Raw genomic sequence first — 23,731 nt, forward strand, 5'->3', positions numbered from 1 at the left:
ACGATTGAGCAGAGGTGCTTTTTTTCATTATTTCTTCACAACAATGGTACTTGCAATTAAATCGTGAAGTGCTTGTTTTTTCTCTGTGAAAAAGGCAATGATGTAGCCAATATATAAGATTGGAGACAAAAAGCCTTTTGCAAAGAAGCGACCTGTTGCACGGCCGAATGTCACTTTTTCGCCCGTTACTCTTGTCACTTTAATCCCAAGAGCCATCTTACCAAGCGTTCCTTGCAGTTTTGATGATTCCATGATGGCGTAATAAAGCCATGTCACCACAATACCGACCAAGATCGCCCCTATATAGAAAAAGATAAGTCCCATAATCACTGCCCATTCCTCATCTGTCATAACAGTTGTTGAATAGTAATAGCTGTCGTCATCCATCATCAATGCTGCCTCTGGACTTGAGACAAAAAAGAGTGTTGCCAAAATAAACATGATAAAAGAATATGGTACGCCGATGATGATACCATCCAAAAGGTGTGCAAGAAAACGATAGCCTACGCCTGCTAGCTCAGGATGTTTCTTTTCTTGAATGTGTGGTTCTGTTATGTTTGTTTCCATCCTATTTCTCCTTTATTATGTATGTTTTCTATAAATTTCTTATAATCATTCGTTATTATATCTTATGAATATCGCAAGATCAATGTAACTTTACACTTTTACATATATTTTAGATCAGTTCGTCCTCAATGATTTATGTGAATAAATACTGAAAATTTGTGAAAATCATGGTACTTCTAGTTCTTTTACCTCCTGATTTTTTAACATTTTGTGATATTTTCGTCTTGTTTCCATTCTGCTGTTGACAATGGTTCTTCACATGGTACAATAGTCAAGGATTTTTTAAAGAAAGGTGTTCATGATGGGAACTGTCGTACTATTAAATAACAATGAAATGACTGTGATTGAAGATATTTGCGAAGCTGATTTTTTAGACATGAAGCATGATTTGTCAAATGATGACGCAGCTTATATCTCTTGGTATGAAGATTACGATACTGCTTATGGATATTGATTTCATTTCATAGATGAAGCGTAAAAAAAAGGCGATACAACCTAAGTTGGTTGATCGCCTTTTTACGTTTGCGTGCTTCTTTCACTTTCAGGTTCTACATGAATAAAGATTTGTGCATGCGGAAAATCTTGCTGTATCTTCTCTTCAATTTGATCACATAATTGATGAACATCTTCTATCGTTGTCTTGCCATCTACAATCAAATGAAAATCAATATATTCCTCTGCACCGGATCGTCTTGTTCGAAAGTCATGATATTCGATGAATTCTTGACTGAATCCTTGAATGATTGCTTCGATCGATTGTTCTTCCTCGGGCGTTAGCCGGGCGTCTACGAGTGGCGGGAAGGCTTCTTTCATGAGTTTAAATGCTTCACGCATAATAAAGAGAGCAAGTATCATTCCAATGATCGGATCTAAGAAATACCAGTCGGTTAATGCGACAAGCAATAAACTGAATGCGACCCCTAATGACGTATACACATCAGTTAACAGGTGCAATGCATTCGATTTCATGGCGACAGAATGGACCCTTTCCGCCTCTTTGTTCACAGCCTTCGATACGATAAAATTGATGAGCGCGCCTATCAGCATCACCACAATGCCAAGTACAGGCAGCTTGACTGGCTCTGGATGCATTAATTTGTGAACACATTCGTAGATGATCCAAATGCCCGCAACGAAAATCAGTAAGGTCTCAATCGTTCCAGAAATATTTTCGACTTTTCCGTGTCCATAAGGATGTTTAGAATCTGCTGGCTTTCTTGAAATACGAACAGAGATAAATGCAATAAAAGATGCCATTAAATCGAGAAAAGAATGAATGGCTTCTGATAAAACAGCAACAGATCCAGTGAGCAGACCTACAATGATTTTTAAGATGACAACAAATGTGTTACTCATCACGGATAGAAACGCTATTTTTGATGTCTTCGCTGATTGTTCCATTTATCGTCCTCCTTTAGGAGATCGTATGTCTATGAAAGCAATTCCCATGACCCTGATTCTCACGTTCTTTCAGTTTACACCGTTTTGCCGTTTTCTAATCATGTTATCGCAGCCTGTATTTTCTCGTGAGGTTACGCTATAATAAATGTTGCTCTTTCTTCAATATATCACTCATGCTGTGATGAATAGGAGAATAGACTACAGATAATGATATCCAGTGCCTTTCGCAGGTGACATTTATGCAGTGAATGGTAAAATAGGATAAAAACATAAATTTTTAAGGTGATGAGAAATGGAGCATTTGCTGAATCCAAGAGTAAAGGATATTGAAATTTCAGGCATTCGAACATTTTCAAATCTCGTATCGTCATATGAGGATGTCGTATCTTTGACGATAGGCCAGCCCGATTTTTATACGCCGCATCATGTCAAAACAGCTGCAAAAGCAGCCATTGACGAGAATTTCACTTCGTACACTCATAATGCTGGTTTCCTAGAGCTAAGACAAGCAATCCAGCACTACATCAAGAAGAAAGTCAACCTTGATTATGATGCAGAGTCAGAGATCATTGTGACGACAGGTGCAAGTCAAGCGATTGATGCTGCGTTTCGAACCATTTTGTCAGAGGGTGATGAAGTGATTTTACCTGGACCTGTCTATCCTGGCTATGAACCGATCATTCGAATGTGCGGGGGGAAGCCCGTACATATCGACACAACGAATGCTGGCTTTAAATTAAATGCCAAGCTGATTGAGGATGCATTAACGGAAAAAACAAAGTGTGTTGTGCTTCCTTATCCTTCAAATCCAACTGGTGTCACGCTTTCAGAAGAAGAATTGAAAGAGATTGCCCAGCTCCTTGAAGGAAAAGACATCTTTATTTTATCCGATGAAATCTATAGCGAGCTGACATTTGACCGGCCGCATCATTCAATCGCTTCTTTCTTAAAGGAACAGACCATTGTGATTAACGGACTGTCTAAGTCTCATAGCATGACTGGTTGGAGAATTGGCTTTTTATTTGCTTCAGCTCCAATTGCTAAACATGTATTAAAAGTACATCAATATAACGTGTCTTGTGCCTCGGCTGTCTCACAAAAGGCGGCACTTGAAGCTGTGACAAATGGTGTGGATGATGCACTCATCATGAGAGAGCAATATAAGAAAAGGCTCGATTATGTATATGATCGGCTCATTTCTATGGGGCTTCCGGTCATTAAGCCTTCTGGCGCTTTTTATATTTTTCCATCCATTGAATCATTTGGGATGAGTTCCTTTGATTTTTGTATGGAGCTGTTAGAAAGTACAAGACTTGCTGTCGTACCAGGGTCTGCTTTCTCTCCACTCGGCGAGGGGTATGTGCGTCTATCCTATGCTTATTCACTTGAAACACTGAAAGAAGGACTTGACCGCCTAGAACAATTCGTTCTTGAAAAGCGTTCTATTCATTTAACAGACTGAAACAACGGCTCTCCTGCCGTTGTTTTTTATTTTGCAGGAAACATGATGTGAAATACGGTGCCCTTTTCGGGATGACTATCCACACGGATCGTCCCGTTGTGATTTTCTAAAATATTAAATGTCACCATAAGGCCAAGTCCAGTCCCTTTTTCCTTTGTCGTTAAAAAGGGCTCTCCTATTCGCTTCATGACCGATTCAGGAATGCCAACCCCTTCATCACGAATGGTGACGTGAATTCCATCTCTTTCTGCTTTGGCCGTAATGTCAACCTTCCCTCCGTCCGGCATGGATTCTACGGCATTTTTGATTAAATTGATAAACACCTGCTTGAGCTGATTTTGATCCCCGTTCATCAGGAGATCCTCTTCTATTTCACTCGTATTCATTAAAATGCCATTTAAGTTCGCTTGTGTTTCTAATAAAGCCGTGACTTCGCTGATGATTTTTTTCAAATCAAGTGTCTGCATCGATGCCGTTTGCTGCGGTTTTGCCAGCATGAGCAGCTCGCTTAAGATAATTTCTATCCGGCTCAGTTCAGAGAAAACAATCTCGAAATATTGATCCCGATCTTTTGTTTTCGGTTTAATGAGCTGCAAAAAGCCTTTGATGGCAGTCAATGGGTTCCTGATCTCATGTGCAATGCCCGCAGCCAATTGGCCTGCGATCGATAATTTTTCAGATCGGAGCATGAGCTCTTCTGTCTGCTTACGTTCGGATATATCTCTTAAAATAATTTGAACGGCTGTTTCTCCAAAAAATGTAGTTGGGATACACACCATTTCTGTATAAATCAGTTTGTGTTTAAACGTATGACAGCTCATCGTGACAATCTCAGAATCTGATGCTCTTTCAATAATACGTGATATGCTTTTTTTCACTTTTGGCTGGTCACAGGAATGGATTTGATGAAAAATATCTTTTCCTATTAATTTATCGTAATGCTCGGCTTCAAATAATTTAATGCCTGATTCATTCATAAACACCCATTTGTGATCGTGAATGACCGCAATCGTATCAATGGAGTTTTGGATGAGCAGCTGATACCGCTCCCGGCTTTTTTGCAGAACGGTTTGGAATTTCTTACGGGATGAGATGTCTACTAACAGCAAAAGCTCTGCCCGCTGATTTTGATAGATCGTTGGTGATGACTTCACTTCGATATGAATGCTGCTCCCATCTTTCCGCTTCCAAATCTGTTCAATCATTCCGACTGGAAGACCTTGTTGCAGCCTTGTAATTCGGCTTCTCACAATGTCATGGTACTCCTCAGCAATAAAGTCAAATGCAGTTTTGCCGATCATGTCATCTCTTGTACATACCCCCATTAATTGAAGCATCGCATCATTCGCATAAACAATTTCCCCTAAAATCGTAATACATAACGGATTTGGCAGCATGGCAATCAATTGTTCAGCTTCACTGACATGTTGGAAAGCCGGCAGACTGCCTAACGACTGTTCTGACACTTCTGATGTTGTTTGAAATGCTGCTTTTTGCGGTTCAGCGTCCAGCACCCTCATTTTTAGGATCATTTCTCTACTTAATTCACTGTCTAACTCATCACAAGCAACAAAATCAATACTAGCTTCAATCCATACAGCTGTTAGGTCACTTCTAAGCAGCCTAAAGTGGGAAATCTCTAGCATGTGCTGATTGTAGAAATAACTCTCGACGAGAAATTGATCTTCGGTATGAACAAAGTCTTTCAAAAAACACCCTAGTAAATCCTTTTGTTCATAGAGCAAAAGCTGCTTACAGTTAGAAGAAATGTAGAGAAAGCGGCCATTAGAAGAAAGAACGGCATGTAAATCGATATTCGAATAAAGCTGATTCGAATCTTTCATTTTTTGTTCCATCGTCGTCCGACCCTCCTTTTCATTTTTTAGGGTTGTCCTTAGATTGATGTATAAAAAAGATTCGCTAGAAAACCCGTATTTTCCTTCCGTCATCGAGGGAAACGTCCATATTTTCAGCAAAAAAGAGCACATTCTCTTGATGTGCTCTCTGCTGTTTACTGCTTTTCGTATTTCTTTTGTAATTCAACGTACTTATCAATAATTTTACTTGGGATGGTTTTAATGACGGAATCTTTGTCTGAGACATAAGGTGTCACGACACTAAAAGCTACTTTTGGATTGGACGATGGATAATATCCTCCAAAGGTTAAATTGTAAGTGGGGTTTCCCCACCAGCTGCGGTTAGCACCATAGTAAAAGGTTTGGGCCGTCCCTGTTTTTCCTGAGACATCATGCTGACCAAAGCGGCCAGCGGCAGTACCGCCGGTCGATGTGACCATTTTCAGTCCCATTTTGACGCGGTCAATATCTGCTTTCGAATTGTTAATCGTGTTCAATACCTTCGGCTCATATTTTTTCACGACTGGGCCTACTTCATCCTTCTTCGTTGGAAGGTGAACGCTTTTCACCACTCTTGGTTGAACGCGATTTCCTCCATTGGCGATCGTTGACATGTACTGGGCAACTTGAAGCGGTGTATACGTGTCATACTGCCCAATTGCTTCATCGAGCAAAAGTCCGCCGACCGTCTTCGGATGTGTCTGCATCCCGCTTGATTCCTGCGGCAAATCGATCCCTGTTTTCACGCCGAGGCCGAATTGCGCATAGTAGTTTCTCATTTTTTGCAGGTGCTCAGGTCTTGCCGGTAACGGACCATCCTTTTGATAAATGATGCCCGCCATTCTCATCGCTACTTGGAACATGTAGACGTTGGAACTTTTTTGGAGAGCCTGTAGATCATTGACCCATCCAAGAACTTTGTATGACCGTTTCGGCTTTCCACCACTCCCTGCAAAGTAGAGCGGTGTATCCATATAGGATTGGTTGTGCGACATTCCGTCCTGATAACCGCCAAGTACTGTGGCTCCTTTGATTACAGAGCCCATTTCGTACTGGGTCGTAAATGTTCCGATGGCATAATCAGTGACGTCTCTGCCGTCCATTTTCTTGCCAGACATCGCGAGAACATCCCCAGTGTTAGGGTCCATCATCACGACAAATGCACGGTCCATCATATAGTTTCTCGCACTAGCGGATCTAAGCTCTGATTCGACGATCTTGTCGACTTCCTTTTGCAGCTCCATATCAAATGTCAGTGCAAGATCAAGTCCTCTTCGTCCCTCTGTCCGCTTGATTTCATCGAGCAGCTTCCCGCCAACCTGAGTATATTGAACGGTCGCTTTCTCCGGGTTCAGAAAATCCTCGTATTGATACTCTAAATAGCTCTTCCCTACTCGGTCATTACGTGAGTAGCCTCTTGCCATATAGTAATCTTCACGCTCTTTTATAATCCCTTGCTCTGGTGTGGTCACACCGCCAAGTACATTATAAAGGGTCTTCTCATACGGATATTTTCTTGTCCAATCATTGATGACATTCACACCAGGCAGTTCATCAAGATGCTCTGATACAAGTGAAATCTCTTCATAGGTCAAACTCACAGATGATGCCTGCTTTGACTCTTTTGTTTCATCGAGTAAAGCAACTTTTTCGTCCCCTTTTTTCTCTTCATTTGGGTCCATTGCTTTCACGATTTGAGGCTCAAAGGCATATCCGCCTGTAAATCGACGATAGATCGCTGCAACTGCTTTTTCCTCTGCATTTTTTTCGATCGCCTTGACCTCTTCCTTAGGCACGCGCTCTACTTGAAGCGGATAGACATCTTTTGCTTTAAGATTCTTTTGCTCTGCTTTTGAAATGAGCTTATCCGCTTCTTTCGGATGGCTTGCCAGCCAAAAATCTCGAATGTCACGCTCTCTCAAAAAATCAGTATCCATTTTTATATAAGTCGCAAGTTTTCTTGCTACCTTAATCTTATCCTTCGCTTTTACACCGCTTTCTGATGTATAAACGATGGCAGGTACACTTTCATTATCAACGACGATTCTTCCTCTCGCGTCATACATTTTTCCTCTTGGTGACGGGTATGATGCTGTTTTGACCTCTGTTCGGTTAGCCTGCTTTTTATAATCCTCACCATTGACGATTTGCAGTACACCAAGCTTGATCACAAGCACAGCAAACAAACTAAAGACAGCGAAGAAAAAGAGATTAATCCTCCAGGCGTTCCGGCGCTTGAATTTTTTCTGCTCGGCACCACCTTGATGCTGTTTCTCTCCCACTTATGTAGCTCCTCTCATCCTTTCAATCTTTTACAATTACCACTCATTATTGTAACACTTTTGTAATAGTTGTTACAGCGAAACAAGCGAAAAAAAGCTGTCAATCCCTATTATGCAAAAAAATATACTAACACTTTAAAATATTGGTATGTTTATGTCGTTTTCATTAAATGGCAGAATTCCCTATCCTTTGATATGAGGCGGTTTTTTTTGTGACTTTAACAAAAATGACAAACAGGCATTGTCAATGGAGGATGCTGGTACGTTTATAACAAAAAGTCCATGTTATGATTTTCTGTGAGAAAACAAAACAAAGATTTTAGGAGGAGTTACAATATGAAGAAGAAATCATTCTTTTTTTCAGCGCTAACGGCTGCTGCACTCATCACGTTCACTGGGGGACATTCAGCTGATGCGAAGGAGCTTAACCTGAAACAAGTAATACATGTACAGCATCAAGCCATTGATCTTCATACATTAGCTACAAAATTACATATCTCTTCAGATGTAAACAAGCTAAGCAAGTCGAATCAAAAAGAGATCGAAGCTCTTTTAAACAAGCTGATCAAAAGCGGGCAACCTGTTACTGGCACAAAAGTGGTAAAAGAAGTAAACAAAGCAAAAAATGAACAAAAACAAGAATCAGTGAAAAAACCTACTGCTTCTAAACCAAGTGCGCCAGCAAAACAAAATACAAACAACAATACAAAAGCTGATCAAAAAGACACAACGACAGCAAAAGCAGACAGCAGCTTGAATGCATTTGAAAAAGAAGTCGTTGAGCTTACAAACAAAGAGCGTGCAAAGCAAGGATTAAAAGCACTTTCTGTTGATTCAAAGCTAAGCAAATCTGCTCGTGCAAAATCTCAAGATATGAAAGATAAAAACTATTTCTCTCATACAAGCCCAACTTACGGATCCCCATTTGATCAAATGAAGAAATTCGGGATCACTTACAAAACAGCAGGTGAAAACATTGCCCAAGGTCAAAGATCTCCACAAGAAGTGGTGACTGCTTGGATGAACAGTGAAGGTCATAGAGCCAATATCTTAAACAAAAACTATACACATATCGGTGTTGGTTATGTGAAATCTGGAAACTACTGGACGCAGCAATTCATCGGAAAATAAGTTATCTAAAAAGCCTGTCCCAAAGTAGGACAGGCTTTTTTATTTCACCCATAATTTATATATACTTTGTGTGCCGCTATTTTCTTCGCCCTGTTCGCGCAGCTTCTCATAAAGTGACTTCGCAAGTGAGAGCCCAGGCATCTCTTCTCCCATCAGCTCTGCTTCTTCAAGTGCAATGCCCATATCTTTAATAAAATGCTTCACGTAGAACCCTGGCTCGAAATCACCTTTCAGCATTCTTGGAGCAAGGTTTGACAAGGACCAGCTTCCTGCCGCACCCGTTGTGATGCTTTTGAGCACGTGCTCTGGATCAAGTCCTGATTTTTCGGCATAGGCCATAGCCTCTGCGACACCTACCATGCCTGCTGCAATCGCAATTTGGTTACACATTTTGGTATGCTGGCCGCTTCCTGCCGGTCCTTGATATTGAATGTTTTCGCCCATTTTCTCAAATAAGGGCAAACACGCTTCATAGGCTGATTTTTCTCCGCCAATCATGATCGCAAGCGTTGCATTTTTTGCGCCTACGTCTCCGCCAGAAACTGGTGCATCTAATGCAAACAGCCCTTTTTCTTTCGCTTTCACTTCAATTTCTTTTGCCAGCTGAGGCTTCGATGTCGTCATATCTATCAGATAAGTACCAGGCGCAGCATGTGCCACAAGCCCCTCTTCACCTAAATAGATTTCTTCTACATCTGATGGATATCCTACCATTGTGATGACAGCATCTGCATGTTGTGCAATTTCCTTCACTTCCGGCTTCCATGATGCGCCTTTTTGAATGAGTGCATCTGCTTTCGCTTTTGTTCTTGTATAAACGAGAACTTCATATCCAGCATCCATTAAATGTTCTGCCATACTGCGTCCCATTACACCAATTCCAATAAAACCAACTGTTTTGATTTGTGTCATCACTTGTTCCTCCTTAAAGAGACTTTGTCAATCCACCATCAATGATAAGTGTTTGACCTGTCATATATGTATTGGCTTCAGATAAAAGAAAGGCTGCATATGCTGCAAATTCCTCTGGCTGTCCATAACGGCCAAGCGGAATCGTACGTTCAGCCTGTGCTTTGATTTCTTCAACCGTTTGATGCTCTGCCTGCGCACGGTGCTTGTCGAGCTGTTTGACGCGGTCTGTTTCAATTTTCCCTGGGGCTAACGTATTAATCAAAATCCCATCCTTAGCAAGCTCCTGAGCGGCTGTTTTTGTCCAGCCGGCAATAGCCGGTCTAAAAGTATTTGACAACATCAAGCCTGGGATCGGTTCTTTTACTGATATAGACGCAATGTTTAACACGCGTGCACCGCGTTTTTTCAAATAAGGCAAGGCCTCTTTTAATAATCGAATATAGCTGAGTAAATGAAGCTGAAATGATTCCATCCAGTCTTCATCTGTTAAGGTTTCAAGCGTCCCTGTTTTAGGCCCGCCTGTATTGTTCACAAGAATGTCTACACACTTCTCATCACCAGCTGCCGCTTGAACTAGCGCCTTGATTTGCTGCGCGTCAGACACATCACATACTTGATAAGTCAGCTTTCCTTTTACAAGCGGAGATAATTCTTTCACCGTTTCTGTCAGCGTGTGCTCATGTCTTCCTGAAAGCATCACATCTGCTCCCTCTTTTGCTAGAGCAAAGGCAATCGCTTTTCCGATACCTTGACTACTTGCAGCGACCAATGCTTTTTTTCCAGATAAATTGACATTCATGTCAACACCTCCTTTGCTTTATTTTATCATACAAAAAGAACCTTGCTCACGTCGCAAGGTTCCTTTCCGCTTCTTTACAGCTTAAACCGATCTACTGCCTGACGTAATGCATTGCTTGATTCGTTCAGCATTTCAGTCGAGGTTTTCGTTCTTTCTAAAACTTGGACTTGTTCATCTGTAGACGCATGCACTTCCTCAGCTGAAGCCGCCGATTCTTCTGAAATTGCAGCAATGCTTTGAATGGAGTCACTCATCTTCTGCTGTTCTTCTGTCATTTCATTGATCTGTGTATGAATGCTGTCGATTGTACCGACAAGTGCCTGCATTTCCATTGTGATGCTGCTCAGTGCCTCACCTGTTGCATTAATGGCGTCACCTTGTTCCTCATTCATCTTACTTGCTGCTGTCATCGCTTCAGCCGCCTTCTTCGATTCATTTTGAATGAGTTTGACGGTTTCACTAATGTGTTTTGTTGATTGCGCAGATTGTTCAGCAAGCTTTCTGACTTCTTCTGCAACAACAGCAAATCCTCGTCCGCTTTCTCCAGCTCTCGCTGCTTCAATGCTTGCATTCAGTGCAAGTAAATTCGTTTGATCCGAGATTTGAGAAATGGCTGTCACCACGTTTTCGATATTTTTCGTTTTATGCTCAAGGTCTAGCAGCATTTGCTCTACCTTTTTCGATTCTTCGTTCGCTTGTGTTGATTTTTGAACGAGCACACCAAGTGCATCAAGCCCTTTATAGCTTGCATCCTCAGATGATTTTGAGTTGGTTTGCATTTGTGAGGCAAGCTCACCCATATGGCGCACTTTCTCATACAATTGCTCTGATTTCTCATTAATTGTTTCTGCATCTGATGCCTGCTTAGATGCCCCTGTAGCCACCTCTTGAATGGCGGTTGCAATCTGTTCGCTCGACAGCAAAGTTTCATTTGAAATTTGTGTGACTTCATCCGTTGATGTCACTACTTGGTCTGAAGCCCCTTTCACTTTTTCAATTAACTCTCTAATGTCCTCTATCATTTGATTAAAGCTTTTCGTGAGGAGACCAATTTCATCTTTGGACTTCACTTCAAGCGTACTTGTTAAATCGCCTTCTGACACTTTACGCACATGCCCTGTTAGACGCTTGATTGGCGTTGTAATGCTTCTTGCCAATAAGAAGCTGAGGATCATCGCAAGAATAATGGCAATGACGGATATAATGATACTTGTCTGATTCATTTGTTCTGTAATCCAAAGCAGTTTCTTTTTCTCAAAGCTAACACCAACCGTCCAATCGGCTTCTTTGATTTTAGATATGACCGTCAGTTCTTTGCTGTCATCAATACCTGAGTTGTCGATTGCTTTTTTCACAGAAGCAACTTTTGATATGTTTTTTCCTTGCTCTTTTGGATGCGCCAAAATGGTGCCTGTGTTATCAACTAAGAAAGCGGTCCCTTTATAAGGAATCTCTTGTTCATTTATATAAGATTGAATGGAGGAGAGCTTCAAATCAAGTCCAGCGACTCCAATGACCTTTCCATTTTTGACAATCGCCTTCGTGGCTGAGACAATCACTTTTTTCGTTGCTTCATCAATATATGGATCTGTCCAAACAACCTGATCAGGCTTTTCGACTGCTTGTTTAAACCAGCCTTGTTTAGATGGATCATACCCTTGGCCAAGATCGAACTCCGGGAAGCCGAGCATTTTGCCATCAGTTGTTCCAATATAAGCAAACGAAATGAGTTTATCCTGTTCCTGCAGGTTTTTTATTGCACTTTTTTCAAAATCCAGTGTTTGCTTTGTTTGTTTTTGCGCAAATTCTTCAGTTATTTTACCTGTTGCCAATTTGTTAATTGTATTGCCGTAATTATCAAGCTTTTCTGTAATAATGTCTTTCAGGCTTTCTGCCGTTGCTGTGGCGGTCGTTTTTGCATCTCGTTCAATCAGTGGTGTTAATACCATGTTGGAACCCACTTGAACTGCCACAACGGTTAAAATTAAAATAACTGAGATGAAAACAGCTATTCTCACTTGAAGTTTCTTAAACATCTCCTCACACCCCTATATCCTACTTTCATACCTCGTTGTATATATCGGCATAATTGATACCGCATTCAATAGTTGTGAGAAAATTTAAATAGAAAAAACAAGCCCAAAAAGGCTTGCTTCAAGTAAAATATTCAATTTTTGCAGACGGAAAGTACTGATCAATATATGATTCCAACGTCTGTCTTAGTTCTTGTTCCTCATCTTTTTGGTAGATATATTTCCCGATTCCATATCTACCCCACTTGTATCTTCTTTTTTCTTCATCTAATTCTAATTTTGATTTCGGATAGTTTTTTTGGATGACACGCTTCGCTGGTTTTGTAAAACGGTGCTGGATCATTTCGAAGGTGATATCGTGCCTCACATCTTCAGGAAGGGCTGCATCTAGCTTTTCAAAAAGAACTTTATACCCTTCCTGCCAGCCTTCATGAATGTAAATTGGGGCAATAATAAAGCCAAGAGGATAGCCTGCCTTTGCGACCTTGACAGCCGCTTCAATCCGCTGATCAAGCGGTGATGTTCCAGGTTCGAAATATTTAATGACATAATCCGCATTGATGCTAAAACGGAATCTTGTCCGGCCATTATGCTTTGCATCAAGTAAATGATCGACATGATGAAATTTGGTCACAAAGCGAAGCTTACCAAGATCAGTTTGGCCGAAGTATTCAATCGCTTTCTTTAGTGTATGTGTCAAATGGTCAATTCCTACAATATCTGACGTACAAGAAGCTTCGAATCTCGTGATATCCGGCGCACGCTCATTCATGTACTGCTCCGCCTGATCTAATATTTCTTCAACATTCACATATGTTCGAATGTATGGCTTACTTCCCATCGTCGTTTGCAGGTAGCAATAATGGCAATGCCCCATACAGCCTGTTGCAAATGGGATCGCATACTCCGCAGATGGTTTCGACGTATCAAACTTCAACGTTTTCCTCACACCAATGACAAGCGTTGATTTCGCATTACGATACTTTTGTAAGTCATTTTTACCCGGAATATTTCTTACTTGGTTATGTGAAGTCGTTTCTCTTATTTCAATACCCATCCCCTCGAACTTTTCCTTCAGCTCTCGTCCTAACGGGTACTCTAACGCCCGTGGTTCAATGTACACAAGCTGGGGCACAAAAGGTTTGATCATATTTAGCACATCCTTACCTTATAGGTTTTCATACCGTTACTTTAACCGTGCAGGATGGCTTTTATCCTTTCTAAAATCTCCCTTATTCAAATAAATCTTGATAAAGAGCTTCTGCTTCTTCATATGTCGGAAAGACCGCATCATCTGGAGCCAAGGGATGGTACGTTTCAAGTAAAAATAGGGCAAGCTCCTCTTCGTTGTATGGATGTGAAACGATTTCTGCTTCTTTGATTTGTGCTACGTTTGCTGCATGTGGATTTCGATAAATCACATATACTTGATCACCCGGTTTATAGTCTGAGAAAGGCAATCTGGTCACCTCCATTTTTCTTATAGAATGCCCTTCTCTCTGACGGATATGACCCAATATGATAAAATTCGACAAAAAAACCAGACAGGGTTACTGTCTGGTTTGAATTCACTTAGTTATGTTGAAACGTTTTCTTCACGAAATCAACCACTTCTTCTGTCGTGCTAAGTGATAAAATATGCTCTTTAAATGATGCCGCTTCTTCCTTAGAAAGCTTGCTTAGCTGAGTTCTTGCTGGAAGAATAGATGTCGCACTCATTGAGAATTCATCTAATCCTAATCCAAGAAGAAGAGGAATTGCGATTTCATCTCCTGCCATCTCTCCGCACATGCCAACCCATTTACCTTCTTTATGCGCTGCTTCAATAACAAGCGTAATCAGACGTAAAATCGCTGGATTGTAAGGCTGGTAAAGATAAGACACTCGTTCGTTCATTCGATCAGCAGCCATTGTGTATTGAATCAAGTCATTCGTTCCAATACTGAAGAAATCCACTTCTTTTGCAAATTGGTCTGCAATGACAGCTGTTGATGGAATTTCTACCATTATACCGATTTCAATGGAATCGGATACGTCTGTACCAGCGGCAACCAATGCTTCTTTTTCTTCAAGTAAAATGGCTTTTGCTTCTCTAAATTCTGATAACGTCGCGATCATAGGGAACATGATTTTCAAGTTTCCATATGTACTTGCACGAAGTAAGGCGCGTAGCTGTGTTCTGAAAATCTCCTGTTCTTCGAGGCAAAGGCGGATCGCTCTAAAGCCAAGAAACGGGTTCATTTCTTTTGGAAGCTGCAAGTAAGGGAGTTCTTTATCGCCACCAATATCTAGTGTGCGGACAACCACTGCTTTGCCTTCCATTTTCTCTAAAACAGTTTTATACGCATCGAACTGCTCTTCTTCTGTAGGAAGCTGATCTCTGCCCATGTATAAAAATTCTGTACGGTACAATCCGACTGCTTCGCCGCCATTTTCAAGCACACCTTTTACATCTTCAGGTGTTCCGATATTTGCAGCTAGCTCTACGTGAACGCCGTCTTTTGTGACCGTTGGCTGGTCAACCAGTTTCGCCCATTCCGCTTTTTTAGCTAAATAGTCTTCATGCTTTTTTTGATACGCTTTCACTTCATCTTCAGAAGGCTGAATGATGACGTCTCCGCTAATACCATCAACAATGATCAGATCACCATTTTTCACCGTTTTTGTTGCTTCTTTTGTTCCAACAACAGCTGGAATCTCCATTGATCTTGCCATAATCGCTGAGTGAGAAGTACGACCGCCGATATCTGTCGCAAACCCTTTGACGAATTGTCTGTTCAGCTGAGCAGTATCAGAAGGAGTTAAATCTTCAGCAATGATGACCACTTCTTCAGAAATCATGCTTGGATTCGGAATGTCAACGCCTAGCAAATGTCCAATTACACGTTTTGTTACGTCGCGAATATCCGCTGCACGTTCCTTCATGTATTCATTGTCCATTGCTTCGAACATCGTAACAAACATTGTCGCTGTTTCTTTTAAAGCAAATTCAGCATTTACTTTATCAGAGTTGATTTTATCCTTTACTGGGTTTAGCAGCTCTGGATCACTTAACACAAGAAGGTGTGCAGAAAAGATATCTGCTTTGTCTTGGCCAAGCTCTTTTAGCGCATGTTCTTTAATTGCTTCAAGTTCTTGTTTAGAAACATGAATTGCTTCTTCAAAACGCTTCACTTCTGTCTCTGGATCGTTGATGTCTTTTTGGTGAACTGTTAAATCTGGTTCTTCCAGACGATATGCTTTTGCAATCGCAACGCCTGATGAAGCACCGATTCCTTTCAGTTGTTGCATTACTCGCCTAGGCCTTCACTTTTCATTGTGTCTTTAAGCGCAGCAAGTGCATCATTTTCATCAGAACCAGAAGCAGAGATTGTGATTGTAGCACCTTTCGCAATTCCTAGAGACATTACACCCATAATAGATTTCAGGTTCACTGTTTTACCATTATATTCTAAGTTGATATCAGCATCATATTTACTAGCAGTTTGTACAAGTACTGTTGCAGGACGTGCGTGAATTCCAGAATCTGCAGTTACTTTGAATGTTTGTTGAGCCATTTTTATCAATCTCCTTTTTATACAATTAATACATCCACAATATTATATCATACTGCCGAGCTTGTCATCTAACAAGAACGGCAGTTATGAAAATTATTTTGAAATTTTCATGATGTTTTCTTGACCAGCTTTGATTTCACCGGCTTCTTGAAGGTCAATAAATTGTCCTTCACTTAAGTTGGTAAATACAATTGGTGTCATCAAAGATGGTACTTCAGACTTAATTTTATCAATATCAACCTCTAAGAGTTTTTGACCGATTTCTACTTGATCTCCCTCTTGTACAAATGCTTCAAATCCTTCTCCTTTGAGGCTGACCGTATCAATACCGAAGTGGATCAAAATTTCAAGTCCACCGTCAGATTGCAGGCCAATTGCGTGTTTCGTTGGGAATACATTTAAGATCTTCCCTTTCACCGGTGAAACCACCGTTCCATCTGTTGGCAAGATGGCGAAACCGTCACCCATCATTTTCCCTGAGAATACTTGATCTGGTACATCTGTAATCGGATGAAGCTCCCCTGTAATTGGTGATGCAAAAATTTCTTCACCTAGTTCGTTTTGAAGCGGTTTTGCAATGACCTCTTCGACCTGCTGGCTGACTTCTTCTTTTGCAGAAGGATCTTTCGCTGGACGAGGCGTGCGGCCTGCAATGATGTCCTGCATTTGTGTTTTTAAATTATCAGAGCGAGGACCGAAGATGGCCTGGATGTTGTTCCCTACTTCGAGAACTCCTGAAGCACCAAGCTTTTTCAAGCGGTCCTTGTCCACTTTCTTCTGATCATTAACAGTGACACGTAAACGCGTAATACAAGCATCAAGGTGTTTAATGTTTTCTTGGTCACCCATTGCTTCAAGAATTTCATAAGGTAAGTCATTACCCTTTTCAGACTTAGCACTATCTGCACCGTCAGCTGCTTCATCCTCGCGGCCTGGCGTTTTCAGATTAAATTTGCGAATGGCGAATCTAAATCCGAAGTAATAAATTGCAGCAAGTGCGAGACCAACTGGAATCACAAGCCACCAAGCGGTTCTGTTTGGCAAGATACCGAATAAGAAGAAATCGATTAATCCTCCTGAGAAGGTCATACCGATTTTCACGTTTAGAATATCCATTATCATAAAGGATAATCCAGCAAATACACAGTGGATTGCAAATAACACTGGTGCAACAAACAAGAATGAGAATTCAAGTGGTTCAGTAATCCCTGTTAGGAAAGAAGTCAGGGCTGCTGATCCCATAATTCCTGCGACAAGCTTTTTATTCTTTGGTTTTGCTTCATGGTAAATCGCAAGTGCTGCTGCTGGGAGACCAAACATCATGAACGGATATTTCCCTGTCATGAATGTACCAGCTGTCAGCTGAACACCATCTTTGATTTGCGCCATGAAGATACGCTGATCACCACGGATAATATCTCCTGATAAGCTCTTATAGCTAAAGAACTCATACCAGAATGGCGCGTAGAATATGTGGTGCAGACCAAACGGAATTAATGAGCGTTCAATGACACCGAATACAAAGGCAGCAAGCGGCTCATTCGCTGCAAGCAGTCCTGTTGAAAATGAGTTCAGTGCACCTTGGATTGGCGGCCAAATGACTAGCATCAAAAGCCCTAAAATAAGTGCTGAAATAGATGTAACAATTGGAACAAAACGCTTACCAGCAAAGAAGCCAAGATATTGCGGAAGCTCAATTTTGTAAAATTTATTAAACATATAAGCTGCTAATACCCCGACAATAATCCCGCCAAAAACTCCGGTAGACAAGGTCGGTATGCCGAGCATATTAACATATGCTGGATGGCTTTCCTTAAAGAACTTAGCCAATTTGATTGAATCGGACGGAATGGATCCGTTGGCCATTAATACGGCACTCATCGTTACGTTCATGACAAGATAACCGATAATTGCGGCAATCCCTGCCACACCGTCTCCATTAGCAAGACCGATGGCAACCCCTACAGCAAATAAGAGCGGAAGATTCGAGAAGACAATGTTCCCCGCATTTTCCATGACGCTTGCAACAAGCTGAATTGTATCATTGCTTAAAAATTGAGCCACATCGATCAGCTGCGGATTTTGCATCGCATTCCCAAGTGCTAGTAAAATACCAGCAGCAGGAAGGATCGCAACTGGAAGCATAAGTGCTCGTCCAATTTTTTGCAACACACCAAAAAGTGATTTAAACACTAGTTGAACCTCCTTTTATTTTCGCTTACAACATACAAGCGGGACGCTCCCTGACATACATTTCATAGTTAACCGTTTACATTTCACTTTCAAACACAAAAAAAGGCATGGTGATATAAGGTTGCGCAAATAACAGGATCTTATCCTGTATTTACCTTAAGTCACTCATGCCTGATCGAATCAGTTACACGTTTCAAGGAAACTATGAAATTTTATTTGTCAATCTGTACAGATGAAGGGTTAGGTAGACAGCCTCTGCATCTTGTACAGGCTTTTTCAATGCATGTTGTAATATTTTGATCATTTTCCAAGCAGTATTGTAGCATAAAGGATATTCATTTTTCAATAGATGAAGCAATTTTTCTGGCTCCTCTAAAGATTCTTCCCGTTTAATACGCTCAATCGAAAACGTAATATGGCGCAATAAGCGTAAATAATGAATACTTTCTCTGTCTACTTTCATATGAAATGAATCTTCTATGACTTGGACCATTTGCGTGATGAGCTGCGAATGACGGTTCACCTCAGATAATGGCCGATTCGTTAAAGCTGAGTGAATATGGAGCGCAATAAAGCCAATCTCTCCTTCTGGCAGCTTTGTTTCGACATCAGGACGCTCGTTAATGAGCTCAACGACTTCCTTTGCGACCTCGTATTCTTTCGGATACAACGACTTCGTCTCAAGCATAAAGGGATTGGTGATATCATATCCTTGCTGCACCCGCTTAAAACTAAAGGCAATATGGTCAGTCAGGGCAATATGAATATGCTCATTCAAACGGTGTCCCATTTTTTCTCGTATATGATAAATGACGTCATTGGCAAGCTCGATCATGTTCTCATCAATGTGGTGAAGCAGTTGTTTATATTCTGTTTGTTCCTTTGTATTTTTAAGGACAAACATTTTTTCAAATGTATCTTGATCGAGAACATCACCCGATTTTTTCCCGAAGCCGATTCCTTTCCCAATCAGAACTACTTCGCCCAAAGAAGGGTGTCTTGCAATGATGACATTATTATTTAACGCTTTATCAACGGTGAAGGATTCCATGAACATCCCCACCTCCTTCTTATTCAATCCCTCTTATCGTACAAAACAGATGAAACGTGCGTCAACGATTGTTTTTGAAAACGGTGGTTGATCGCTCGATCAGGTGAAATGGCAGCATTCTTTTCTCTGGCACCTCTCCCTTTATGGCTCGATCGAACAAGTCAAACGCTTCCTGACCCATTCGTTTCAGCGGAATATCAATGCTGGAAATCCCCAAAGCCTCACTTAATTGGTTAAATTGAAAGCTCAGTATGGCTGGAGTTTCTTCTGCTTTTATATGATGACGCTGCGCCTCTAATAAAAAGCCTGCTGATACGTCATCATTTGTGATGAATAATGCTGTGGGGCGATTCTTCATCTCCTGCCACTCTGTAAATAATTGTTTTCCATCAAAAAGTGTTAGTTTCCCTTCGATGATCCATTCTTCATCAATCTCCTGCCCGAGCGATTTCATCATTTCTTGATAAGCCTGAAGGCGCGACTCGCTATTCGCTCCTTCTGTTCTGGCGAGAACAATCGCAATTCGTTGATGGCCGCATGCTGCCAAATGATGCAGGCCTTCCTTAAATGCTTGATTATGTGCAATTGACACTGTTGAGCATGTATCATGCGGCGTGGGATGACAAAATATAATCGGCCCAGATTCCTGCCACTTTAAAATATGCCCATCACTTAACGCATTTGAACAAAATATTAAACCATCCACACGGCGTTCTTTTAAACTCATTAACGCTTCTTTTTCTTTTAATGGATCATACCCCGTTTGAAATAAAGCAAAATGCATACCGTGCGCCTGTGCTTTTTCTGCAATACCTGTGACAAGGCCGCTGAAATAAGAGTGTTCAATCGTCGGAAGAACGATGCCAAGCATATTTGAATAGCCCTTTGCTAAATGGACAGCCTGAATGTTTCTCGTATATTTGAGCTCTTTCATCGCATGTAGAACACGTTCTCGTTTTTCCTCTTTGACATAAGGATGATCATTCAACACACGTGATACAGTTGTCACAGATACGCCCGCTCTTTTCGCAATCTCCCTTATGTTTGCCATTTTTTCTCCTACTTTCTCTTGCTATGGTAAGCGTTTCATACTTTAAGATGTATGTGAGCTGAACAAATCACTGGATGGAAAGGGGAATTCAAGATGGGTTTCATCATATGGATTATATTATGTATGACTGTTTTGTTTTCTGCTCGTTTTGCACTACATCCTTTAGGAAAAGAACATAAAATCAAACCGTTTGAATCAATTGATGATTTTTTTGTTGATAAGGATCGAAAAGAGTGACAAAAAATCACGATGACACTTCCAAGACATGGACGTTCATCGTGATTTTTTTATTACTTGATGATCGTCAGCTCTTTCGGATAATTGGTTAAAGTGACTGGACCGTCTGCTGTGATCAATACATCATCTTCAATTCTGACGCCGCCGACTCCTGGGACGTAGACCCCAGGTTCGATCGTATACACCATGCCTTCTTGGAGAAGATCATCATTTGCCTGGCTCATCGAAGGAAACTCATGAACAGACACCCCTAGACCATGCCCAAGGCGGTGAGGGAAATAGTCCCCATATCCAGCTTCTGTGATCAGTCCGCGTGCTTTTAAGTCCAGGTCCCCAATTCTCACACCCGGCTTACTCATTTCTAGTGCTGCCATTTCTGCGTTCAGGACGGTTTGATAGATGTCCTTTTGCTGATCAGAAGCTTCCTGATAGATGAATGTTCTTGTAATGTCTGAGCAGTACCCATCAACAATGACTCCAAGGTCAAATAACACAAAGTCGCCTTTTTTTAAGGCTGCCTGTCCTGGATTTCCGTGAGGCTCTCCTGATTTTTCGCCAAAGAGAACCATCGTCGAAAAGGACATGCCTTGAATGCCTTTTTTCTTTAGCTCATATTCAATGACAGCGAGCACTTCTGTTTCGGTGACTCCTTCTTTTAAGGCGTTCACCCCAATTTTTACCCCTTCATCTGCCAATTGAGCTGCTTTTTTCAGTGTAGCAATTTCAGATTCATCTTTAATCAGCCTTAGCTGATTGAGCTCTTCTTCTGCCCGGACAAAAGTTTCTGCCCCAGTGGCAGCTTGAAGCTGTTCTGCTCTTTGAAGCGGAATCGACTCTTTTTCAATTGCAAGTCGAGTTGCTCTTACACCGCGTTTTTCTACTGCTGACTGAATGAAATCAAATGGATTCTCATGGTCTTCATAACCAATGATATCGCCTGACCACCCAGCATTTTTCGCCTGCTCGACTTCCATTTTAGGCAAAATAAAAAATGGATCTGCCTCTTGAAACACAAACAGCCCCATTACTCTTTCATGCGGCTCTGTGAAGTATCCAGATAGATAAAACACATTTTCCTTTGTATGTATAAATGCACCTTGAATGTCTTTTTCCTTTAGCCAAGAAGACAAGCTCTTCATTCGGTTCATCGTGATCCTCCTCACACGTTTTACTACTGATCTATTGTATCAGTTTTTGCTTTATTTCGCACAAAAGCGCACTGGCAGAAGCCAAGTGCGCTATGATGATTTGCTTAAGATGCACGAAGCAGACGCAGTCCATTTAAAATGACCAAAATCGTACTTCCTTCATGCCCGATGACGCCAAAAGGCAAATCAAGCACTTGTAAGAAATTCGCACAAATTAACAAACAAATCACCGTTAATGAGAAAATAATATTTTGCTTAATAATTCGGTTCATCTTTCTTGAAAGACGGATCATCTTCGTTAAGTTATTTAAATTATTCTTCATTAAGATCAGATCTGCTGTTTCTAAAGCCACGTCTGTGCCTCCGCCCATCGCAACCCCCACATCTGCTGTGGCGAGTGCCGGTGCATCATTGATTCCGTCTCCTACCATGATGATGGAATTACCGTGTTTTTTAAGTTGATTGACCTCATGTACCTTTTCATCTGGAAGGCACCCAGCAACAACCTTTTGAATGCCGGCTTCCTGCGCAATGGCTTCAGCCGTTTTTTGCTGATCTCCTGTCAGCATGACGGTTTGGATGCCTAAATCATTCAGCTCTTGAATCATTTTCTTCGCTTCAGGTCTCATTTGATCTTTAAGGCCAAGGCACCCAACGACTTCTTGATCCTTTTGAACATACACCACTGTATATCCTTTTTCAGAAAGATGCTCTCCTGTCTCTTCAATCTCACGGTCCATTGAAGCCTTGCCAGCAAAGTCTTTCTTCCCAATCCGCCACGTTTCTCCATTCAATTGTGCCTTTACACCAAAACCAGAGGTTTCTTCAATGGTGACATGAGCTGATCTTTCTATTTGTTGCTCTTGTGCCATATCAGAGATCGCTTTCGCTAATGGATGGTTTGATTGACTTTCAATTTGATAAAGCGCCTGATAAAAGGCCGCTTCCTCTTGTCCTTTAGCGATCACCACCTGCTCCACAGCTGGCTTTCCGCTTGTAATCGTCCCCGTTTTGTCAAAAGCAATCATGCTGCTAGTGCCTAGCTTTTCTAAAAAGACGCTCCCTTTAACAAGCATTCCGTTTCTTGCGCCGTTTGAGATCAGTGACAAAGCAGCTGGCATAATGGATGCAACAAGCGCACAAGGTGATGCAACAACCATAAACACCATGGCCCGGTAGAAGGTTTCACTCATACTCCAGCCTAGTACAAAATGAGGCAGAACCATTAAAATCGCGACGGTGATCAGTACACCTTTTACATACGCACCTTCGAATTTTTCAATAAATGCCTGGCTTGGTGACACACTTTCTTGAGCTGATTCGACAAGTTTAATAATTTTATGGAAAAGCGTTTCTTCATTATGTTTGGTCACTTCTACTGTTAAGGAACCATTTAAGTTCACTGTTCCCGCAAACACATCTTCGCCTTGCCCTTTTTCCTGGGGCACAGACTCGCCCGTAAGCGCAGATTCATCCACACTTGTTCTTCCGCTTAAAATCACACCATCTGCTGCAATACGTTCCCCAGCTTTGATCATGATACGGTCACCTGGTGTTAATGATGAAGCAGAGACTTGAATGGTCGTACCATTTTCTTCAATGAAAGTCGCTTCATCTGGTGCGATGCTCATTAAAGCTGTTAAATCCTTCTTGCTTTTATTTGATGTATACGTTTCAAGCGCACCACTAAGTGAGAAAATAAAAATTAAGATCGCGCCCTCTGCCCAATATCCAATGATTGCTGAGCCTATAGCTGCAAAAATCATTAAAAGTTCAACATTCAAGCTTTTAGACGAAATGGTTTCTTCAATTCCTTCCTTCGCTTTTGCAAAACCTCCAATTATAAACGCAAGGATAAATAAAGGAATACTCCACATGCTCTCATCCTTTAACATCCATCCAACCAAAATGAGAATCCCTGAGATACCCGCTGCTATTAATTCTCCGTGCTGTGTCCATTGATGAAGGGACCATTTCGATTCCTTTTGATTTGTTGTTTGATAAAGTGCTGTATTCTCATTCATGATTGTTTTCTCCTCTCTAATTGATAA

At 41.3% G+C, this 23,731-nt stretch carries 20 protein-coding genes; 4 read left to right on the top strand and 16 right to left on the bottom strand.

Features of this window, described 5'->3' with window-relative positions:
• Positions 1–27: 27 nt before the first annotated feature.
• Positions 28–567, bottom strand: a complete 540-nt coding sequence (locus MHH40_RS03750; RefSeq protein ID WP_003211813.1) for an RDD family protein — start codon at positions 565–567, stop codon at positions 28–30.
• A gap of 301 nt (positions 568–868) precedes the next feature.
• Here MHH40_RS03750 and MHH40_RS03755 point away from each other — a divergent pair, with 301 nt between their 5' ends.
• Positions 869–1,021, top strand: coding sequence for a hypothetical protein (locus MHH40_RS03755; RefSeq protein ID WP_170965990.1), 153 nt, complete (start codon positions 869–871; stop codon positions 1,019–1,021).
• Between the two features lie 62 nt (positions 1,022–1,083).
• On the opposite strand, the gene MHH40_RS03760 is transcribed toward MHH40_RS03755, so the two are convergent.
• Positions 1,084–1,968, bottom strand: a complete 885-nt coding sequence (locus MHH40_RS03760) for a cation diffusion facilitator family transporter (RefSeq protein ID WP_050945150.1) — start codon at positions 1,966–1,968, stop codon at positions 1,084–1,086.
• A gap of 292 nt (positions 1,969–2,260) precedes the next feature.
• Between MHH40_RS03760 and MHH40_RS03765 the strand changes: the two genes are divergently transcribed.
• Positions 2,261–3,430: an aminotransferase A gene (locus MHH40_RS03765; RefSeq protein WP_003210942.1), complete on the top strand. Its 1,170-nt coding sequence runs from the start codon at positions 2,261–2,263 to the stop codon at positions 3,428–3,430.
• A gap of 26 nt (positions 3,431–3,456) precedes the next feature.
• Here the strand turns inward: MHH40_RS03765 and MHH40_RS03770 are convergent, their stop codons facing one another.
• Together MHH40_RS03770 and MHH40_RS03775 are read right to left on the bottom strand one after the other, a co-directional pair.
• Positions 3,457–5,286, bottom strand: coding sequence for a PAS domain-containing sensor histidine kinase (locus tag MHH40_RS03770; RefSeq protein WP_050945151.1), 1,830 nt, complete (start codon positions 5,284–5,286; stop codon positions 3,457–3,459).
• A 155-nt stretch (positions 5,287–5,441) separates the two neighbouring features.
• Entirely contained in the window at positions 5,442–7,568 is a 2,127-nt protein-coding gene (locus MHH40_RS03775; RefSeq protein ID WP_050945152.1) for a peptidoglycan D,D-transpeptidase FtsI family protein, read from the bottom strand.
• A gap of 336 nt (positions 7,569–7,904) precedes the next feature.
• On the opposite strand from MHH40_RS03775, the gene MHH40_RS03780 reads away from it, so the two are divergent.
• Positions 7,905–8,699, top strand: coding sequence for a CAP domain-containing protein (locus MHH40_RS03780; protein ID WP_050945153.1), 795 nt, complete (start codon positions 7,905–7,907; stop codon positions 8,697–8,699).
• A 39-nt stretch (positions 8,700–8,738) separates the two neighbouring features.
• On the opposite strand, the gene MHH40_RS03785 is transcribed toward MHH40_RS03780, so the two are convergent.
• The 10 genes from MHH40_RS03785 to MHH40_RS03830 all read right to left on the bottom strand — a co-directional run bounded on the left by MHH40_RS03785 (position 8,739) and on the right by MHH40_RS03830 (position 20,295).
• Entirely contained in the window at positions 8,739–9,611 is an 873-nt protein-coding gene (locus MHH40_RS03785) for an NAD(P)-dependent oxidoreductase (RefSeq protein WP_050945154.1), read from the bottom strand.
• A gap of 13 nt (positions 9,612–9,624) precedes the next feature.
• The gene (locus MHH40_RS03790) at positions 9,625–10,410 is read right to left on the bottom strand and encodes an SDR family oxidoreductase (RefSeq protein ID WP_050945155.1); all 786 of its coding nucleotides are present in this window, start codon (positions 10,408–10,410) and stop codon (positions 9,625–9,627) included.
• A 74-nt stretch (positions 10,411–10,484) separates the two neighbouring features.
• Positions 10,485–12,446 (bottom strand): methyl-accepting chemotaxis protein, encoded by a 1,962-nt coding sequence (locus tag MHH40_RS03795; RefSeq protein ID WP_050945156.1) that lies wholly within the window; start codon positions 12,444–12,446, stop codon positions 10,485–10,487.
• Between the two features lie 118 nt (positions 12,447–12,564).
• Positions 12,565–13,593 carry a spore photoproduct lyase gene (splB, locus tag MHH40_RS03800; RefSeq protein WP_050945157.1) on the bottom strand — a complete coding sequence of 343 codons (1,029 nt, stop codon included), beginning with the start codon at positions 13,591–13,593 and terminating at the stop codon, positions 12,565–12,567.
• A gap of 82 nt (positions 13,594–13,675) precedes the next feature.
• A complete protein-coding gene (locus tag MHH40_RS03805) occupies positions 13,676–13,903 on the bottom strand; it encodes a transcriptional regulator SplA domain-containing protein (protein WP_003211490.1) in 228 nt (75 codons plus the stop codon).
• 112 nt (positions 13,904–14,015) lie between these two features.
• Positions 14,016–15,734: a phosphoenolpyruvate--protein phosphotransferase gene (ptsP, locus tag MHH40_RS03810; RefSeq protein ID WP_050945158.1), complete on the bottom strand. Its 1,719-nt coding sequence runs from the start codon at positions 15,732–15,734 to the stop codon at positions 14,016–14,018.
• On the bottom strand, positions 15,734–16,000 hold the full coding sequence (locus MHH40_RS03815) for a phosphocarrier protein HPr (protein ID WP_003211078.1): 267 nt from the start codon (positions 15,998–16,000) through the stop codon (positions 15,734–15,736). The genes ptsP and MHH40_RS03815 overlap by 1 nt, the downstream gene beginning before the upstream one ends.
• Before the next feature lie 93 nt (positions 16,001–16,093).
• Positions 16,094–18,193 carry a glucose-specific PTS transporter subunit IIBC gene (gene ptsG / locus MHH40_RS03820; protein ID WP_003210849.1) on the bottom strand — a complete coding sequence of 700 codons (2,100 nt, stop codon included), beginning with the start codon at positions 18,191–18,193 and terminating at the stop codon, positions 16,094–16,096.
• Between the two features lie 202 nt (positions 18,194–18,395).
• Positions 18,396–19,250, bottom strand: a complete 855-nt coding sequence (glcT, locus tag MHH40_RS03825; RefSeq protein WP_003212366.1) for a glucose PTS transporter transcription antiterminator GlcT — start codon at positions 19,248–19,250, stop codon at positions 18,396–18,398.
• Positions 19,251–19,305: 55 nt separating this feature from the next.
• Positions 19,306–20,295: a LacI family DNA-binding transcriptional regulator gene (locus MHH40_RS03830; RefSeq protein ID WP_050945159.1), complete on the bottom strand. Its 990-nt coding sequence runs from the start codon at positions 20,293–20,295 to the stop codon at positions 19,306–19,308.
• A gap of 93 nt (positions 20,296–20,388) precedes the next feature.
• Between MHH40_RS03830 and MHH40_RS03835 the strand changes: the two genes are divergently transcribed.
• On the top strand, positions 20,389–20,532 hold the full coding sequence (locus MHH40_RS03835) for a hypothetical protein (protein WP_003211556.1): 144 nt from the start codon (positions 20,389–20,391) through the stop codon (positions 20,530–20,532).
• Positions 20,533–20,585: 53 nt separating this feature from the next.
• Here the strand turns inward: MHH40_RS03835 and MHH40_RS03840 are convergent, their stop codons facing one another.
• Positions 20,586–21,680, bottom strand: coding sequence for a M24 family metallopeptidase (locus tag MHH40_RS03840; protein ID WP_003211922.1), 1,095 nt, complete (start codon positions 21,678–21,680; stop codon positions 20,586–20,588).
• A 104-nt stretch (positions 21,681–21,784) separates the two neighbouring features.
• Positions 21,785–23,704: a heavy metal translocating P-type ATPase gene (locus tag MHH40_RS03845; protein WP_050945160.1), complete on the bottom strand. Its 1,920-nt coding sequence runs from the start codon at positions 23,702–23,704 to the stop codon at positions 21,785–21,787.
• Between the last annotated feature and the right edge of the window lie 27 nt (positions 23,705–23,731).

The organism is Bacillus sp. FSL K6-2431, assembly GCF_038005165.1.
GTDB lineage: Bacteria > Bacillota > Bacilli > Bacillales > Bacillaceae > Bacillus > Bacillus pumilus.